The 19,143-nt window shown below is 40.6% G+C and carries 14 protein-coding genes; 5 read left to right on the top strand and 9 right to left on the bottom strand.

What is annotated here, in order from left to right:
• Position 1: 1 nt before the first annotated feature.
• From ACQY4U_RS13910 to ACQY4U_RS13895, 4 genes are all read right to left on the bottom strand, one after another.
• Positions 2–1,384, bottom strand: coding sequence for a lipopolysaccharide biosynthesis protein (locus tag ACQY4U_RS13910; protein ID WP_428330045.1), 1,383 nt, complete (start codon positions 1,382–1,384; stop codon positions 2–4).
• A gap of 2 nt (positions 1,385–1,386) precedes the next feature.
• A complete protein-coding gene (locus ACQY4U_RS13905; protein ID WP_428330044.1) occupies positions 1,387–2,463 on the bottom strand; it encodes a lipopolysaccharide biosynthesis protein in 1,077 nt (358 codons plus the stop codon).
• Positions 2,464–2,521: 58 nt separating this feature from the next.
• On the bottom strand, positions 2,522–4,984 hold the full coding sequence (locus ACQY4U_RS13900) for an SLBB domain-containing protein (protein WP_428330043.1): 2,463 nt from the start codon (positions 4,982–4,984) through the stop codon (positions 2,522–2,524).
• Between the two features lie 241 nt (positions 4,985–5,225).
• Positions 5,226–7,520: an alpha-galactosidase gene (locus tag ACQY4U_RS13895; protein ID WP_428330042.1), complete on the bottom strand. Its 2,295-nt coding sequence runs from the start codon at positions 7,518–7,520 to the stop codon at positions 5,226–5,228.
• 244 nt (positions 7,521–7,764) lie between these two features.
• On the opposite strand from ACQY4U_RS13895, the gene ACQY4U_RS13890 reads away from it, so the two are divergent.
• Entirely contained in the window at positions 7,765–7,944 is a 180-nt protein-coding gene (locus ACQY4U_RS13890; RefSeq protein ID WP_428330041.1) for a hypothetical protein, read from the top strand.
• Between the two features lie 319 nt (positions 7,945–8,263).
• On the opposite strand, the gene ACQY4U_RS13885 is transcribed toward ACQY4U_RS13890, so the two are convergent.
• The 4 genes from ACQY4U_RS13885 to ACQY4U_RS13870 form a co-directional block, all read right to left on the bottom strand.
• A complete protein-coding gene (locus ACQY4U_RS13885) occupies positions 8,264–9,682 on the bottom strand; it encodes an efflux transporter outer membrane subunit (protein WP_428330040.1) in 1,419 nt (472 codons plus the stop codon).
• Positions 9,683–9,701: 19 nt separating this feature from the next.
• On the bottom strand, positions 9,702–12,914 hold the full coding sequence (locus ACQY4U_RS13880; RefSeq protein ID WP_428330039.1) for an efflux RND transporter permease subunit: 3,213 nt from the start codon (positions 12,912–12,914) through the stop codon (positions 9,702–9,704).
• 23 nt (positions 12,915–12,937) lie between these two features.
• Positions 12,938–14,062 carry an efflux RND transporter periplasmic adaptor subunit gene (locus tag ACQY4U_RS13875; protein ID WP_428330038.1) on the bottom strand — a complete coding sequence of 375 codons (1,125 nt, stop codon included), beginning with the start codon at positions 14,060–14,062 and terminating at the stop codon, positions 12,938–12,940.
• Between the two features lie 278 nt (positions 14,063–14,340).
• On the bottom strand, positions 14,341–14,943 hold the full coding sequence (locus tag ACQY4U_RS13870) for a TetR/AcrR family transcriptional regulator (protein ID WP_428330037.1): 603 nt from the start codon (positions 14,941–14,943) through the stop codon (positions 14,341–14,343).
• Positions 14,944–15,246: 303 nt separating this feature from the next.
• Between ACQY4U_RS13870 and ACQY4U_RS13865 the strand changes: the two genes are divergently transcribed.
• The 4 genes from ACQY4U_RS13865 (at position 15,247) to ACQY4U_RS13850 (ending at position 18,114) form a co-directional block, all read left to right on the top strand.
• Positions 15,247–15,819, top strand: a complete 573-nt coding sequence (locus ACQY4U_RS13865; RefSeq protein ID WP_428330036.1) for a Crp/Fnr family transcriptional regulator — start codon at positions 15,247–15,249, stop codon at positions 15,817–15,819.
• Positions 15,820–15,831: 12 nt separating this feature from the next.
• Positions 15,832–16,317: an N-acetyltransferase family protein gene (locus ACQY4U_RS13860; protein WP_428330035.1), complete on the top strand. Its 486-nt coding sequence runs from the start codon at positions 15,832–15,834 to the stop codon at positions 16,315–16,317.
• An 88-nt stretch (positions 16,318–16,405) separates the two neighbouring features.
• A complete protein-coding gene (locus ACQY4U_RS13855; protein ID WP_428330034.1) occupies positions 16,406–17,263 on the top strand; it encodes an NAD(P)-dependent oxidoreductase in 858 nt (285 codons plus the stop codon).
• A gap of 107 nt (positions 17,264–17,370) precedes the next feature.
• On the top strand, positions 17,371–18,114 hold the full coding sequence (locus ACQY4U_RS13850; RefSeq protein WP_428330033.1) for an SDR family oxidoreductase: 744 nt from the start codon (positions 17,371–17,373) through the stop codon (positions 18,112–18,114).
• Here the strand turns inward: ACQY4U_RS13850 and ACQY4U_RS13845 are convergent.
• Positions 18,111–19,139 (bottom strand): hypothetical protein, encoded by a 1,029-nt coding sequence (locus tag ACQY4U_RS13845; RefSeq protein WP_428330032.1) that lies wholly within the window; start codon positions 19,137–19,139, stop codon positions 18,111–18,113. The two genes, ACQY4U_RS13850 and ACQY4U_RS13845, sit on opposite strands and share 4 nt — an antisense overlap.
• Positions 19,140–19,143: the final 4 nt, after the last annotated feature.

The raw sequence follows: 19,143 nt of genomic DNA, 5'->3' as shown, positions 1-19,143 counted from the left end.
GTTAAATATTTGCATTAACCCTTTTATAAGCCACATAAGGCCCAAAAATTGAAAACGGAAGCACACAAATAGCAGAAGCTATTACAACCCCTGCCGAACCTAAACCTAAATGTATAAAATAAATACACAAGGGTATGTTTAAAATACTGGTGATAATAAGATAGGGCAACTGCACTTTAATAGCCGAAATGCTGTTTAAAAAAACCGAGTAATTATAATTCCAGGCGTAAGCAACATGGTAAATGATCATTCCAGTAATAAGCAGTGCGGGTATCTGGTAGTTATGATGCGTCCAGATATATAATACAGGGTTAATAAACACACCTAATAATATAAACACAACCGTTGCTATAAGTATGGTGTAGTTAAAACGCTTAAATACATTTTTAATCCACAGGTTGTCCTTTTTTTCAAAGGCTTCGGTAAAGACAGTCCACAATGGCATTGATACCAGGCTTAATAAAATAATAACGGCGTTAAAAAGTTTATATACCAGGTTGTAGCGGGTAACTTCGTAATTACCCAGGTATTTATTAATAATAATGGTATCAGTAAACGATATAATGATTACCTGTATCTGAACTATAAAAAAACCGGTGCTGAGCTTAAGGGTGCTTTTTAGCAGATCAGACCTAAAATCCTTTACCGATGGGATAAGGCCCGGATTACGCCTAAAAAAGGCAACATTAGTGATCAGCATGCTCAATATAAGTGCCGAGGCCGTAATAATTGCCATTACCGTAATAGATATTGGCGTTTTTGAAATATTAAGATAGATAAGCACTAAAACTGCAATACCATTATTAAGTACCATGCCTAAGTTTGCAAATGATATTTTTTGCTGCGCAGCAGATATATTATAAACAAAATTAAGCGTGAACGAAGTAATGATGGTAATACCTACTATCAACATGGCTTGTTTTACTTTAGGCCCGCTAATGCCCGAAGTATTGAGAAAGGAGTTCATGTCAATAACGCTGATTACCGATATGAGCAAAAGTATGAGCACTAATGATAAGGCAGCAAACACAAAATAGCCCGTACTTATGTATGCCCTTGTACTTTTAATATCATTATTGGCAAGGGAGATTGTTATTTTATTTTTGAGGCCGTTTCCAAGTCCCAGATCAAAGAACAGGAAAAAATTAACAAATGAGAATATGGTTAACCATAAGCCGTACTCGTTGGCACCCAAAAGATTAATGGAAAGCGGCACAATGGCAAAGCTCAATATCATTGAAAGGCCTTTATAACCAAAAGATAACAAGAGTTGTAAAAGAAGCCTGATATTCCGTTTTTTACCATCAATTAGATGCAAATCGTTAGCATCCTTTTTCCTGAAAATTTCGGTTTTTAACTCCTGTAATTTGCTAAGGCTTTTCATGGTTACTTTAAACTGGTTTTATTTCTAAAACTCATGGTAAAAAACAACAGCAGTCCCAAAAAGGCAAATAAAATAAATCCGCCTGCTGCACCAACCAGTTTAGTGATCTTATTATTATCTAAGGGTAATACGGGTGTATCAATTAGCTGTATCAGCGGTGTTTCTTTGCTTAGTGAAATCTTTGAGATCTCCAGGTTTTTGACTATTTCGCTATATACTGCAGTGCTGGCCTGTACATCTACCTGTTTTTTTTGCGATGGTACCCTTAATGATAATAATTGAGGATTGGCATTAGGGGCCGCATCAAGCGCATCAGCTACACCACTTATGGATGAATTTAAAACCCTGCGCACACTATCGGCCTGGCGGGTAAGGATCTGAACGTTCTGGGTTGATTTTTTGGTTTTGGTTTGTACGTAAAATGTGTTTACATTTTCAACTATCTTATTGGCAAATTCTTTGGCAAAAAGCTCATCGTTTGATTTTACCTCAACCAAAATAATGCTCAGCTTTTTATCGGGCTTGCTAACATTCAGGTACTTTTTGTTAACCTGTTTAGTAATATCAGTAATGATACTATCCTGTGTACGGTTAAATTTTCCGGGGTCGCCATTGAAATTAATATCCTTGATCCCGTCTTTATCCCGCCACCTTTCGCGCAGATTATAGGCAGTTATATAACGCTCAATCAAAAGCTCACTTTTACCATTAAAGGTAGCGGTGCTCAACAATGTTTTTTCAATCATTGTGCGCGACTTATATAATTCAAGGATATTATCGCCTTCAAACAAGCCGCCGCCATTATCCAAGCTAACACCGGCTAATGAGGCCAAACCAGCGTATTGCCCTAAACCACCTTCTTTATTACCGGCATCAAGCACAAATGAACAAACTGCCGAATACGTATTTTTTTTAAAGCTTACGTAACACAATCCAATTATGGCACCAATAATGGCTATAAAAAAAATAACAAGCAATTTTGATTTAATGTACCCCAGGGATAACCGCAGGCGGTGCATTAACTGATCAAGCGAAATGGCGTCAGAATTATTTTGCTTATTAGTAGTAGAGCTGGGCATGTGCTGAGAAAAATTTATAATCGTTATATCTGTATACAACGAGGCTTAAAATTATGGATTACTTATGCAAACTTATTATTCCTAATATAACCGCAGCGATAGATGCCAGGCCCGATGTTAAACCAATAATTTCGGCAGGCGATACTCCTCTGCGTACGGGTTTTTTGGGTACATATATTTCACTTCCGGGCTTAACACTTGGGTGGCTGTTAAAAAACAAAAACTTACGCGTTCCCTTTACTGTACCGTTAGGATACACTATATAAGCTCCCGATTTAAGCGCATCAGGCGCAAAGCCACCTGCATTTAATACATAGCCCTTAAAGGTTTTATTTTTATCATACACCACTGCACTTGGGTATAGTACATTGCCGTTTACGCGCACAATTTGCTGTTGTTTAGGGATCCTTAAAACATCCCCATCCTCTACAATAAGATCAATGCTGGTACCGGGAGTTTTTAATATACTGGTTAAATCAATACCCACATAGTTGTTTCTGAGCTGTGCGTTTACATCGCTGGTCGAATCCTTGTAGGATTGTTTCAAACGGTTTAACTGGTCCCTCCGTTCCTGAACTAAGGCAGCGGTATCGGTACCTGATTTATCAACGCCAAGTATGGCTATATTGTTACGCTTTAATGTACCCCCATCCGCATCTGCCGAAGCTGAAAGGCCACCTGCACGTGCTACAATGTCGGATATTTTTTCGTTCTTTTTTTCAATAGTATAATAGCCCGGGTATAAAACCTCTCCTTCAACTTTAACTATTTTTTGCACCTCGTAACCAGGCAAGCTGTACACCGATACAATATCATAAGGCTGCAATTTAAAACCAGCACTTTGGTTGGTTAACAGCGCATCCACATTAACACTAAATACATTGGCTACCTTGCTATTTTTTAAAGCAGGGTCGCTATCATTAATACGCCTTGCTACTTCAATGCGTTTTGCACTTGCCCCCTCAGAGAAACCTCCGGCTTTAATAATCAAATCGGCTACACTCATGCTATCGGCATAAGCAAACTGCCCGCCCTGCCTGATATCACCCTTTATGGTAACCGTATAATTATTACGCAGCTGAAATATCGAAGAAATATCCACTACATCCTCACGCTGTAATGTTATATCAGGTGCTGTTTTATTAATAATATTTTTAAGGTTAAAGGATATAAACTCGGTAGTATTATCAGCCTTAAGGCGCACAATACTTGCTGAGCCTGTAAACGCATCTTCTTTTAAACCCGCAGCTTTTTGTATCAGTTGCAATAACGTTAAACCTTTATCAAGCTGGTACTCCCCCGGCCTGAAAACGGCACCATTTATTTTAACCCTGTTCTCATACCTGTTAAGTATTTTGTCAACAGTATAAGTATCTCCGCGAAGCGGGATATAGTTTTTGTAATCGGCTTCTGCAACATCGGTAAGCCTGCGCTGCTGATCGCTCACCTGCGATACTTTGATAAGCGAGGTATAAGCCTGATCGGTAAAGCCACCGGCAAAAGTTAACAGGTCGGCAAGCGTTTCACCGGGCAAAACTTCAAAAAGGGCTGGCACTTTTACTTCGCCGGTTAACTGTACTCTTATGCGGTAAGTTGGCACGCGTATAACGTCCTGATCCTGCAGGGTGATGTTATTCTTTTGCTCGCCTTTTACCAAAAAATCATAAATATCCAGCTTGCGGATAATATGGTTATTCCTTATTACATCAATCTCCCTGAAAGAGCCGTTATTGCCCGGCCCGCCTGCAGCATATAATGCATTAAATACGGTTGCCAAAGACGGCAGCGTATAAGTGCCCGGCTTAACAACCTCGCCTGCTATGATAACTTTAATACTCCTGATATTACCCAGATTAACCTGCAGATTTGTACCGCGGCCTATGGCGTAGTTGTTGGCTAAAAGTTTACCCTTTATGGCTGCTGTTGCCTGTTCAATTGTTTTACCCGCCACATTTAATAAGCCAACACCCGGGATATTGATATTCCCATCGGGCGATACATTTAGTTTCCAGTTAGCAAGCGAGTTTCCGTAAACGCTTACATTAAGCTGATCATCGGGTCCAAGAATATAATTAACCGGGGTAGCCAATTTAAGATTAGGCTCAAAAGTAAGGTTGCTGTTCCTGAAAAGGTCGGCACCAAAAATTTTTACTTTAGCGGTATCGGCTCTGCTGGTATTATTATTTTTATCGGTTTGATAATTCAATACGCGCGACTGGCTTTGCGCAGTATCGCTTCCGCTTGATACAGCCCCGGAGGTTGCTCTTAAGGTAGCAATTCGTTTTTGTAACAGTTGTGCCTGATCGGCAGACATGCCCCTGTTTTGCGCCTGCTGCAAAAGCTGCGCATCAGTTAAACCACTTGCCTGCGCCTGTTGAATTATTTGCTGAATTTGAGCATCAGAAAGGTCATTAACATTAACACTTGAGAAATTTTGGGTGCTTTGTGCTGATACAGAAATGCATACCACACTTAATGTTAAAAATAATAATATTAAAAGTATAGGTTTAAAATATGCCATAATGGAGGTAGAAACAAACGAGAAACGTAAAACATTATAATTTGTTTTACCATATCGGTTGCAAAAGTACTACATTAATGTAGTATAGCAAATTTATATAAGCTTTGTAAAACCGGTTAAACGCTTATATAATAAACCATTTTTTTTAAAATAGCTACTTATTATATTACAGCTAACCATAAACAAAAAAGCGCTCCTGAAATATCCGGGAACGCTTTTATTTATTGGCGATGGTTTACGTCTATTTCACTTCATCCAGCTGCAAAACAACACTGCTGCGGTTTGAGTTTACATTGGGGTTTATACCAACGGTCATCAAAAAATCGCCGGTAAGTACCAGGTTATTATCTATGGCTGATTTGGCTGCACCATAAAGGTTGATCTCGCTTACCTTGTATTTTTTTACCGGATCAAGCCCCTTTAAACGGATAGGGGTTTTTGTCCCTGACCCATACCTGTTATTAACTAAATAATTAAAAACTACTGCTTTTGTTTGTGCCGCATCAACAGACATTAAGGCTGCTGCATCATTATCCCAGGGGCTTTGCAGGCGGTATTGGTCGCCGTGCCAAATTACATCCTTAAGGTTATCATAGTTTTTTAATGCCTGGTGGCAAAAATCAAGCTCGGCAGCTGTTAATTTACTTACTACAATATCAAAACCAAGCTTACCCATCATGGCAACATCAACCCTGTATTTTAAAGGTTCCTTACCCCAGTTAGTAACATGGTTTGAGCTGGCCAGTGCCGGGAAAAAATAAGAATATTCCCACTGTATAAATACCCTTTCAAGCGGTTCGGTATCATCGCTTGGCCAGTACTCAGTAAAAAACTGCAGGGCGCCATAATCAACCCGGCCACCACCGCCCGAACAAAGCATTAAAGGTACGTTGGGATATTTAGCACGGATGCGTTTCAATACATTATACAAGCCCTGCACATAATCAACATACAAGTTTGACTGGTCCTTTTTTAAATAGGCCGAGTAAGCATTGTAGATTACCGCATTACAATCCCACTTAATATAGGCCAGACCCGGGTTTTTGGTGAACAGGTTATCAACAATGCCATAAACAAAGTTCTGCACCTCGGGGTTCGACAGATCTAAAACCAATTGATTCCTGAAATACTTTTCAGGGCGGTTGGGTTGTTTAATTACCCAGTCAGGGTGCTTGCTATATAATTCGCTGGCCGGGTTCACCATCTCGGGCTCAATCCAGATACCGAATTTAACCCCATTGTCTGTAGCCCCTTTAACCAGCGAGCTAATGCCATCGGGCAGTTTTTGTTTATTTTCCTGCCAGTCGCCCAAACCGGCATTATCACTATTACGTGGGTATTTATTGCCAAACCAGCCATCATCCAGCAAAAACAGATCAACGCCTAAATTTTTAGTATCCTTTAATAGTTGCGCAAGCTTGGTTTCGTTAAAATCAAAATAGGTTGATTCCCAATTATTGAGCAGGATTAGCCTTGAGCCTTCTCCATTTACAATTTTATACTTGCGGGCCCAGCTTTGCAGCTTGCGGCTGGCATCGCCTTTCCCATGATCGCTGTAGGTATAAAGAAACGGCGGTGTGGTAAATTCTTCGTTTGGTTTTAAATGATAATCGGATGCGTAATTGTTTATACCGGCAATTATCCGCAGGTTATTGGCAGGGTCAAACTCCAGGTCTTCCTTAAAGTTGCCGGTCCACTCCATTGCACCAAACAAAACCTTTCCCTCATCTTCGGTAGCCGGCTTATCAATTGATACCATAAACATTGATGGCTCATACAAGTTAGCCCTTGTGCCTAATTTGGTATCGATTGTTTTGATACCATGTGTAAGTTTGGCTTCTTCGGGCTGCATTTCTAAAGCCCAGTTGCCATGATACTGCTTTAACCAAAAGCCCGCTCCTTTTAAATTAAGGTTAGCCGACGCAAACTTATTAAGCGTTACTATCCCTTTTTCCCGGTGTTTAATTACAGACCACTGCTCGGTAACATCCTCTTTAAAATAGGTTTTGTAAAACAGCTTTACCTCAAAGGCATAAACCGGATCTTTTAGCGTAACGGTAAGCAACGAAACATCATCATCTATTTTACGCAGCTCGTGGCTTACATAAACAAGATTCAGTGATTTATTACCATCAACATGGGTAACGCTGATGGCGGGTTCGGCCAGGTTGGTTGAGCCCGACGGTGTATAAGCATCATCAAGCACTCCTGAATCATCATCCTGGCGATACATTTTTTTGATCTGCTCGTATTCGGCCGTGTTATTAAGTTTTGTGCCGAAGTATACCATTTTCAGGTTTTTTTCAGCATCGGTTTGCAGTATCAGCGCATTGTGCTGTGTTTCTACCGGGATGGTAATTACCTGTGCAATAGTTTTGCTGCTGATGGCAGGCAATACAAAAACTGCTATACATGCGGCTATGGCTGTTGGTTTAAACATAATTAATGTAAATGGCCCTATTAAAGGATGGTTATATCTGGCTATGCCATCATCTTTTGTATAAAAAGGACTGATGGATAAACAAGTATAGGGCATTGCTATTATTTAAACAAGCTATATAAATGTTTTATTGACATTTTCAAAGCACCCAATATTTGATACCTTATCATCACTTGCATGTTTTTACCTTATTATCATCAAAATCACTCAAATATTTTTACAAATATTATCGGCATAAATACCTTTGCCCTATTTAAATTTTTCTTTATAAATCTATTGGAAATGAGCTGTTTAGTATTTAACTTTAGTATACCAATTATAAATTTAAGGAGAAGTCATCATGAAGAAAAAAACTACTACAGTTAATCAGCCTGATAAGACTGAAACTACCAAGCCCGAATTATTAACCCGCCAGGTCATCGTTCAAAAACTACACCGGGACCACACATTTTGCGATCATTCGCATGGCCGTGTAAACAGGTACCCTTTTGGGAGTAGTCATGGACCATCAGCTTGTTAAGGAATACTTTTAATCAGTTCTATAAATAAGTACTGTTTCGGAATGGTTAAACATTTGCGAAAGGGTATATTATTGATGACTTTTTATACTGACATACATCACAATGTGTTTTTAACGGCAAAGGCCCCTTTTATGATGAAGGGGCCTTTGTTATAATTGAAAACTGATTGTTTGTGCTTACACAGATGAAATTACATGTTCATCAGTATTTCAACAAGTACTATAGAAAGCCATACTATTAGTGTTGCGCGCCATTCGCTCAACAGGTAAAACATCACTTTCCATTTAGGGTTTAAACAGTCTTTCATAATTACTGGTTTTATTGTTTCCAGCCGCCACCTAACGAACGGTAAAGTTCAGATACGGCACTTAATTGATCTCTTTTTATGGATGCCAGCTCTAACTCGCCTTGCAATACATTACTTTGGGCGGTTATTACCTCTAAATAAGTTGCCATACCGTTTTTAAACAGCAAGTTTGCATTGCTGGTAGCCTGTTGCAAAGTGTTTACCCTGGTAGTGGCAATGGCCTGCTGCGATTTAAGTTTTTCAATTTTAACCAGCGCATCAGATACCTCGCCAACGGCGTTTAATACAGACTGGCGGAATTGTAAAACTGTTTTTTCGCGGTCAACCTTGGCAACTTCGTATTGCGTTCTTAATTCTTTATGCTGAAATATTGGTTGCGCAATACCACCGGCTACCATACCAAATAAGGATGCCGGGATATTGAACCAGTTACTTGCCTTAAATGAATTTAAGCCACCACTTGCTGTAATAGTTAATGATGGGTACAGCTGTGCTTTGGTAATACCTACGTTTGCGTTGGCAATATTTAAAGCTAACTCGGCACTTTTAACATCGGGCCTGCGGCTAACCATGTTTGATGGCACACCGGTTGCCAGGTTATCAGGAATGCTCAGCTGGTCAAGGCTGGCTGTACGGCCAATTTTATCCGGAAGTTCGCCGGTTAAAATACGCAGGGCATTTTCCTGTATGGCAATGTTCTGCTCAAATTGCGGTACAAGTTCGGCCGCTGTTAAGCGTTGCGCCTCAGTTTGCTGTACGGCTAATGAGGTTACCTGCCCTGCATCATACTGCAGTTTAACAATACGCAGGGTGCTGTCATTAAGCCTCACATTCTTTTGGGCAATATCTAACTGTGCATCCAGCATCAGCAGGTTATAATAACCTTGCGATACACTGGCTACAATGTTTGTCTGGATAGCTTTCCGGGCCTCGTTAGTTTGCAGGTAAGTAGCTAATGCAGCTTTTTGCTGGCTACGGATCTTTCCCCAAATATCGGCTTCCCATGAAAGGCCAAGATTGGCAGAGTAGTCCTCAATATGTTTTGAACCGATATTGTACTGACTCAGGCTCAAACCGGTAAGGCTATTGTCTGACGGGCGTTGAGAGTTGGCAGTTACATTTAAACCTATCTCCGGCACATTGTTCCACTTCACTTGTTTAAACTGTAACTGCGCAGCCTCAATGTTTTTAACAGCTATCTGCATATCATAATTTTTAATGATAGCGCTGTCAATCAGTTTTTGCAGCGTAGCTTCGGTAAAAAAGCTTTTCCATTGTATATCTGCAATGCTGCTGGTATCAGCTGTAGTTGCTGCGGCATTCCTGAAAGTAGCAGGAAGCGCAGGCTTGGGTGTTTCAATATCTTTTGAAACTTTACAGGCGCTTAGTATTACCAGCACTAAGGCAAACCCGGTTATATATTTTTTCATGATCGAAATGATTCTTAAATTATAGTAATTCGCCTTGCAGCTTTTTAACATGCTTACCATTTACTGCATCAGGATCTTTTCCATCCATTAATAAAGCTACGGGTATGCCGGTTAGCCTTTCCTGTAGTCCCTGAAATATCACAAAAAGTACAGGTATAATAAACAGTCCTAACAATACGCCTGAAACCATCCCGCCTGCGGCACCAATACTTATAGAGTGGTTACCTTGTGCCGACGGACCGGTTGCAATACTCATCGGGAATAAACCGAATACAAATGCCAGTGACGTCATGACAATTGGACGAATCCTGAGTTGTGCCGCCTCAATTGCCGACTGAACCAGGCCATGCCCGGCCTTTCGGCGTTGTACTGCAAACTCCACAATCAAAATGGCGTTTTTAGCCAACAGCCCGATGAGCATTATCAAGGCCACCTGTACGTAAATGTTGTTTTCGATACCTGTTAAACCTAATACAACGAACACCCCAAATAAACCTGTAGGTATTGAAAGTATTACAGCCAATGGCAATATATAGCTTTCATATTGTGCTGATAATAAGAAATATACAAATATCAAACAAAGCATAAATATCACTGCTGATTGCCCGCCTGAAGAAATTTCTTCGCGGGTTTGGCCCGAGAACTCATAAGCAAAACCAGCCGGTAATTGCTCTTTAGCCGTTTCCTGGATAGCCTTTATCGCATCACCTGAACTGTAACCCGGTTTAGGGATTGCATTTACTTCGATAGAATTAAACAGGTTATAACGTGAGGCCGTTTCTGAACCATAAACACGGGTTAATTTAACCAGGGTATTGATAGGTACATTTTCGCCTGTTTTGTTTTTAACAAACACACGGTCAATTGCCGATGGATCTGTTCTGTCGGCAATGTCGGCCTGAACAATAACGCGATAGTATTTCCCAAAACGGTTAAAATCTGATGCCTGGGCAGTACCAAAGTAAGCCTGCATAGTTGATAAAATGTCTTTAACATTTACACCCAATTGATTGGCCTTTTCGTCGTCAACTTCTAATTGCAATTGAGGATAATCTGCTTTATATGATGTAAAGGCAAAGGCAATAGCAGGTTTCTGCATTAGCTTGCCAATAAAGTTATTGGCGACTCCGCTAAATTTATCCAGCCTGCCGTTTGTTTTATCCTGCAATACCACATCCATAGCCTCTACGTTACTAAAGCCCGGAACAGTGGGAAAGCTGAACACGAAGAAAGTACCACCAGGTATAGCGCCTAATTTTCCTCTTACTATATTTTGAATATCGTCGATATTTTTAACAGCGCCCCTTTCTTCGTTAGGTTTTAACAACAGGAAGATTACACCAGCTGATGGACTGCTTGATTGCGTTAAGAAGTTAAAACCTGATAAGGCCGTAACAAACCTTGCTGATGGTAAAGTTTTCAGTGCATCTTCGGCCTGTTTAAACGTTTTATTAGTTCCGCTTAATGATGTACCTGAAGGCGTATTAACGGCGATAGCCACGAAGCCCTGATCCTCGGTAGGAATAAAGCCGGTTTTGGTTCTGTTTACCATAAAAACCGTTGCTGCAACTATAAGAGCCAGGCCAATCATACTAATCCATTTATTACGGATCAGGATTTTTAAACCGCCAACATACCTGTTGGTCATGTAATTAAAACTACCATTAAAGCCGGCGTAAAACTTATCTACAAAGCCCTTTTTAGGTGCATTGTGCCCATCTACGCTATGTTTGTTCTTTAAGAACAAAGCAGCCAATGCCGGACTTAAAGTTAAAGCGTTTACAGCCGATATAATAATGGCTATAGCCATGGTTAACGCAAACTGGCGGTAAAATATACCTGTTGAGCCTGTCATAAAGCTAACCGGTAAAAATACAGCTGCCATAACCAGGGTTATAGATATGATAGCACCCGTAATTTCATGCATCGCTTCAGTAGTTGCCTCTTTTGGGGTAAGGCTAGGGTCATGCTCCATTTTGGCATGTACCGCCTCCACCACCACAATGGCATCATCCACCACAATACCTATGGCAAGTACCAGTGCAAACAGTGTTAAAAGGTTAACCGAGAAGCCAAACAGGTTCATGAAGAAAAAGGTACCTATAATAGCCACCGGTACCGCAATAGCCGGGATCAATGTAGACCTGAAATCCTGAAGGAATAAGAATACTACAATAAATACCAGTACAAAGGCTTCCACCAAGGTATGCTCAACCTGGGTAATTGACTCATCAAGGTCGGTTTTGGTACGGTAGAACTGATTGTATTTGATACCAGCCGGGAAATCTTTCGATAATTTTTCCATCAGCTTATCAATATTAATCTGGATTTCATTGGCATTTGAACCCGATAGCTGGATAATACCGATAATGATACCATCGTGTCCGTTCAGATTACTTACACTATTATAAGAATAAGCACCCAGTTCAACACGGGCTACATCCTTTAAATGTAATACAGAACCATCAGCATTTGCACGGATGGCAATGTTTTGATATTCTTCGGGTTTGGTAAGTTTACCTTTGTATTTAATTACATATTCAAAAGCCTCATCACTGCGCTCTCCAAATTTACCAGGTGCGGCTTCCAGGTTTTTGTCCTGTATGGCGGCCATCACTTCGGCAGGGGTAACTTTATAGGTTGCCATTTGACTTGGATTAAGCCAAACACGCATTGAATAATCCTTAACACCACCAAAAATACTGGCAGATCCTACACCCTGGATACGTTTCATTTCGGGTACAATGTTAATCTGCGCGTAGTTGGCTACAAAGGTTTGATCATATTTTTTAGGATCATCCGAATAGATAGCCATTGCACCAATGAAGCTGTTCTGTTGCTTAGTAGTAGTTATACCGTATTGAACAACCTCGGCTGGTAACTGGCTGGTTGCCTGTGATACACGATTTTGAACGTTTACCGCGGCCTGATCCGGATCTGTACCCTGTTTAAAGTAAACAGTGATAGCCAAAGTACCATCATTACTGGCGGTAGAGGTCATATAAGTCATATTTTCCACACCATTAATGGCTTCTTCTAACGAAGGCGTTACGGAACGTAAAATAGTCTCGGCATTTGCGCCCGGATAAACAGCAGATACCAATACTGCCGGAGGGGCAATATTAGGGAACCGCTCTAAGGGCAGTTTGGTTAAACCAAGTACACCCACTATCACCAATAAAATGGAGATAACTGTTGAAAGTACTGGTCGTTCTATAAATTTCTGAAACATGATTTTAAAGTTTAAGGGTGATATTAGTTTTTAGCTATCTTATCTGTAGCTTTTTCAGGGTGTATCACAGTACCTTCCTGCAAATGGTCCATACCGCTTAGTACTATCTGGTCGCCGGTTTTTACACCACTTTTAACCAGGTAATTGGCACCGCTTTTACCAATAATATCAATTGCTTGTTTTTTTACTTTACTGCTATCGCCAACGGTAAATACAAACACCTTATCCTGCATTTCAACAGTGGCGGATTGCGGTACTATTAAAGAGTTGCTGTGTTGCAGGCTTAAGCGGATCTTTCCGGTATTACCTGAGCGTAATAAACCCTGCGGATTAGCAAAGCTGGCCCTTACTGTAATAGCGCCTGTATTTTTATCAAACTGACCATCAATCATGTCAATTTTACCTAAACGGGCGTATTGTGTATTGTCAGCAAGCAATAATGAAACTGAAGGCAGTTGCTTTAATTTATCTTTTAAAGTTGCGCCCGGGTATTGTTCTTTAAAGTTGATGAAATCCTGTTCGCCAAGGGCAAAATAAACATGTACATCGTGCACGTCTGATAATTGGGTTAGTGCCTCAACATCAGCCGGGGTAACCAGGCTACCTTGTTTTTTAACTAAACGGCCAATGTAACCGCTTACAGGTGCTTTTATTAAAGTATAACCAATGTTAATTTGCGCGGTTGATACATTTGCTTTAGCCTGTTCAATGTTTGCTTTGGCAACATCATAAGCTGCTTTGGCGGTTTTTAACTGGTATTCAGAAACTACTTTGTTTTGTACCAGCGGAGTTAATTTATCAACCTCAATTTGTGCGTTGATCTGTGCGGCTTCGGCAGCATGTAAACTTGCTAATGCATTGTTTAATGATGCGCGGTAAGGCTGCTCGTTAATTTTAAATATTGGCTGGCCTGCACTTACAAAAGCACCTTCGTCAACAAATACTTTATCAAGCGTGCCGCTTACCTGCGGGCGCACTTCAACATTAACCACACCTTCAATTGATGCCGGGTATTCCTGGTAAGTAGTGTCATTACCTGCTGTTATAGTTGCCACTGGTAACGAGGGTGGCGGCGGCGCTAATTGCGCTTGTGGTTTTGAGCAGCTGTATAGTGTAAGCACTATGAGTGCTAAATAGATACTTTTCATGGTTGGGTTATTTTTTAATATTAATGATTGCATTAGGGTTGCCTTTTGGCTTATTATATATGGAGTTATTTGTTTTATTATTTGGTAATTAATCTAAAAATTCAAACAGCATAATGAAGCTGATCTATTGGTGTTAAACTGTTTAACAGTGTTAAATAATTGTGACGGGTTTAGTTTTGATGTTTCCATAGCTTATGTATTTGAATTGTTAATAGTTCTGTTTATTATTATTTTTTAGCGCTGTTAATATTTAACAGTGTAGATATCCAATCAAAAAACTATTTTTTCATGGAGTGGATCAGGCCGCCAATGGCATCTTTTAAAACCTGTCTGTTAATCTCGTCAGATGAGCCTCTGCTTACTATATTGATAGATATTAAACCATGTACTATTGACCAAAAGGTATAGTACTTTGTGCAAATAGTATCGGCTTCTAAATCATCAACACCCATTAGTTCACCTATTACGGTGCTAAATAAAAGTGCCGGGGCCTGTGCCTCGGGTAATGTTTTTACAAGGTCACAGCAACAGTTCATCTGTATGCCAAACATAACCTGGTAAAGTTCTTTATTTGCAAAGGCAAAGTTCCAGTAAGCAAGCCACATGGCTTCTAATTGCTTGGCTGGTAAACGGTGTTTATCCTTTGCATCCTGCAGCTCTTTTGATAATATTAAATAGCCTTTGCGGGTAAGCTCCATCAAAATGGCATCCTTATTCGAAAAGTACTCATATATAATAGGAGCTGTGTATTCAATAACATCGGCAATTTTGCGCATGCTTAAAGCCTGCCATCCTTCTTCCTTAACAATTTGAAGAGCAGCATCCAGTATGTTGCACCTGGTTTCTTCTTTCAAACGTAATATCCTGTCTTTGCTTGCCATTTCAATTAGGCATTAAATAATTTAACACCGTTAGGCAAATATACAGCGATAAATTACCAAGCGTATTCATTTAATTGTCAAAATACTGTTAATGTAAAGTCATGGAGGCCAGTTTTTAGCTTCAAATGGGCTTTTTATTACCAAAAACCGTAAAATCACAAAAAGGGCATACGCAGGTGGCCCGAAAACCATGTACTATTCTGCCGGTCATCGACCCGGGAGGTCATAAGGAGAGGATTATAAATCTATGCTGAATATCCGGCTAATATTTCAAATTACTCATATTAATTCAATATTTGCTGTATGGTTAACCCACTTATTGCTTACCTGAAATTGTTAAGGCAAATACCTGCCGCAGATGAAGCAATCATTTCTTTATATTTTGAAAAAAAGGCATTTAAAGAAGGTGAGTATCTTTTTAAGGGTGAAGGCCGGGTATGCCGCGAGTTATACTTTGTTTGCAAGGGGGTATTGCGCATAGTATCAGTTAATGAAAAGGGGATTGAGCTAACGCACTACTTTTATAAAGAGAACCAGCTTTGCACCATACTGCAGAGCTTTAATGACGAAGTACCATCAACCGGGGCCATACAGGCCTGCTGCAACGCCGAAGTATTGGTAATAACTAAAAAACGCTTACTGGAGCTATATGAGCAACTTCCCTATATAAAAGAGATTATTTATGAGCAAAATAATTTAAGGCTGATTGAAAAAGTAAACGTAAGGAATACTTACCTTGGGGAGGATGCAGAAAACCAGTACAAGCTGTTTATTAAGCAAAACCCTGATATTGCACCACGTGTACCCTTAAAAGATATTGCATCTTACCTGGGTATTACTCCACAATCCCTTAGCCGGATCCGTAAAAAAAATTAATAGCCGACGATTATGATAACCATCAGGAAAGCAACACACGAAGATGAAAACCAGATATGGGATATTATTAAAGTAGTAATTGCCAAAGGCGATACCTATGTTTTTGACCCTGCATCGCCCAAAGAAAAAATGCTTGCTTACTGGTGCGACCCTGAAAAGCATACCTATGTGGCTACCATTGCGGGCCGGATAGTTGGCACATTTGTTTTAAAAGATAACCAGCCCGACCTGGGCGCCCACATTGCCAATGCAGGTTATATGACCGCACCCAATGCTACGGGTATGGGTATAGGCAAAATCATGTGCGAGTTTTCTATGGAAGAAGCTAAACGGCTTGGCTACACGGCCATGCAATTTAATTTTGTTATTAAAAGCAATGATAGAGCCGTACGCCTTTGGGAAAAATTAGGCTTCCGTATTATTGGCGAAATTCCGGATGCTTTTAACCACCAGCAGTATGGGCTTACCAATGCCTATATTATGTACCGCAAGCTGTGATAATTAAATTACCAATTTTACCATTTGATAAACAACCCGGCAATATTATTGCTCAACTTAGCAATTCAATATTATAGAACATAACATAATGAGCACAACAAAAATAGGCTGGATAGGGCTGGGTAATATGGGAATCCCCATGTCGCAGCAATTAATAAAGGCAGGATATACCTTAAGCGTTTATAACCGCAATAAAGAAAAAGAAGCGCCATTAATATCGGCTGGTGCAACAACAGCAGCAAGCCCCGCAATGCTGATACAACAGGTAGATATAGTGATCATCATGGTATCGGACGATGACGCCATCGATGCTGTTTTTAACAGTAATGATGGTTTGCTAAGCGCCAAAACCAACGGCAAGCTCATTATTAATATGAGTACGGTATCGCCGGCTATCAGCAAAAAAATGGCTCAACTGTGTGAACAGCAGGGTAATTTTTACTTAGATGCACCCGTTTCAGGCAGTGTGAAGCAAGCCGAGGATGGCCTGCTGGTTATTATGGCCGGCGGTAACGAAAAAGCTTTTGAACAAGCCAAGCCCGTTTTAGAAAAAATGGGTAAATTAGTAATGCATATTGGTGATACCGGTACCGGTAACACTGCAAAATTAGTGATCAATACCCTGTTAAGTATCCATGCGCAGGCATTGGCAGAGGCCATTGTTTTTGCACAACAGAACGGGCTTAAAGCTACTGACTTATTAACCCTTGTAAATAACAGTGCATTGGCCAGCCCCTTTATTAAAATAAAAGGTGATGCTATAATTAATGATAACTATAAGGCTGTTTTTGCCCTTAAACATATAGCAAAGGATTTGCGCCTGGCAAAAGATATTGGTATGGCAAGCCCGCTTGGCGATGCCGCTTTTGAAACCTACCAGCAGGCTGAAGCTACCCTGGGTAATGAGGATATTATTGCTGTGATTAAGCAGGTTAGGCCCGAATAACTTTTAAAGCTGATAAAAAGAGCTATCCCCCTTATCGAATTTACCATTTGTTAAGTGCCACCTATTTAAAACAACAGACCTTTGTGTTATTAAAAACAATAAGACAAATGGAAGCTCAAATAAAAATCAGTTCAGTATTAAAAGGTAAAAGGGTAATTATATTAGGTGGCAGCTCGGGCTTAGGCTTTGCAACTGCTAAAGCGGCAGCAGCCGAAGGTGCAAACGTGGTTATCGTATCTGGCAATCAACAGCGTATTGATAATGCGTTAAAAGAATTGCCCGATGGCAACACAGGTTTTGCTCTAGACCTAAGTCATGAGGCTAACATCAAAGCTTTTTTCAACAGCATTGGCAGCTTTGATCACCTGGTTTACACCGCCGGAGAAAACCTTAAACTCAACACCATCAGCGAAACAGAAATTGATGGAGCCCGTAGTTTTTTCAACCTGCGTTACTGGGGAGCCTTAGCTGCCGTTAAATATGGTGCACCTCATATTAATAAAGGTGGCTCCATATCATTAACCAGTGGCACTGCCAGTGCAAGGCCGGGTGCGGGCTGGTCAATAGCATCCAGTATTTGCGGCGCAATGGAAGGCTTTGTGCGGGCAATGGCTGTTGAACTTGCCCCCATCCGTGTAAACAGTGTGGTGCCGGGAGTTATTAAAACCAATTTATGGGGAAGTATGGCTGAAGCTGACCGCGAAAACCTATACGCGGCGCAAGCCGAAGCCCTGCTTTTAAAACGTGTTGGCGAAGCCGAAGATATAGCCCTTACCTTTTTGTACCTGATGAAACAACAGTACGGAACGGGCCAAAATATTATTATAGATGGCGGGGCAGTATTGGTTTAACCAATACTTGCTAACGGCCCGGCTTTGGCTATGGTAAGCAGTTCATTAACTAAAGCGGTAATGCTTACACAGGCACAGGCTATCAGTTCGTCGGCGGCACCGTAATAGATGTATAAAATATCGCCAACCAATGCGGTACCGGTTGGGAAACATACATCATCCACATCGCCTTTAAGTTCATAATCAAGCTCTGGGCTAAATAAGGGGTAAGGTAAGCGTGCTATTTCTTTGCGGGGGTCATCCAGATCAAGCAATGCAACACAGCACGAATATTCATACCCCTTTACCATATCCTTTACGCCGTGGTATATCATCAGCCAGCCATGTTCTGTTTCTACGGGTGGGCATCCGCCCCCAACGTAGCTTACCTCGTGCGGGTATTTGGGTGTCAGTAAAATATGATCGGCAAAGTGCGAAAAATAATTTTCCCAAAATGTAGCCGTAAGATCGTCAAGACTATCAACCGAAACTACCTGTATATCTGGCTTAATCCTGTGCAGAAAAGTCAGCTTGCCATTAATTCGTCTTGGAAAAAAAACAACATCCTTGTCAGCTAAAAAATTAGCATCCCTGTTATAACGCAGGTATTTTTCGTTTAAAGCGGAATTATTTTTGGTATGGCGGTCAAAATCTTCAAAACTAATTTTAGGCACTATTATACCCTGCTTTTTAAAGTTGACTAAATCTGTAGATGTGGCCACCGCGCCAAGCGCATTCACGTCATCAAAGGCAATATAAGTAAGGTAATAGGTATCATCTATTTTAACAATACGTGGGTCTTCCATCCCATGCTTTTCGTAATCAAACTCGGGTGATAGCAGCGGGCTTTTATTGCGCTCAATAACCGACAGAGGGCCATCAAGCTTGCAGTAACCTATGGACGAAAAATTACCTTTTTTTACCGCCCGGTAAAATAAGTGAATGGCACTCCCTTCTTTAATAACAGCAGGGTTCAAAACACCTTCATTTTCAAACTCAAGCGCTGTCGTTCTTAATATTACGCCGTCTTTTCTTACATCAACCATAACT

Origin of the sequence: Mucilaginibacter sp., from assembly GCF_965277465.1 — a bacterium.
Taxonomy (GTDB): Bacteria; Bacteroidota; Bacteroidia; order Sphingobacteriales; family Sphingobacteriaceae; genus Mucilaginibacter.
Note: the sequence above shows the minus strand (reverse complement) of the source record. Positions and strands in the feature narration are given on the sequence as shown.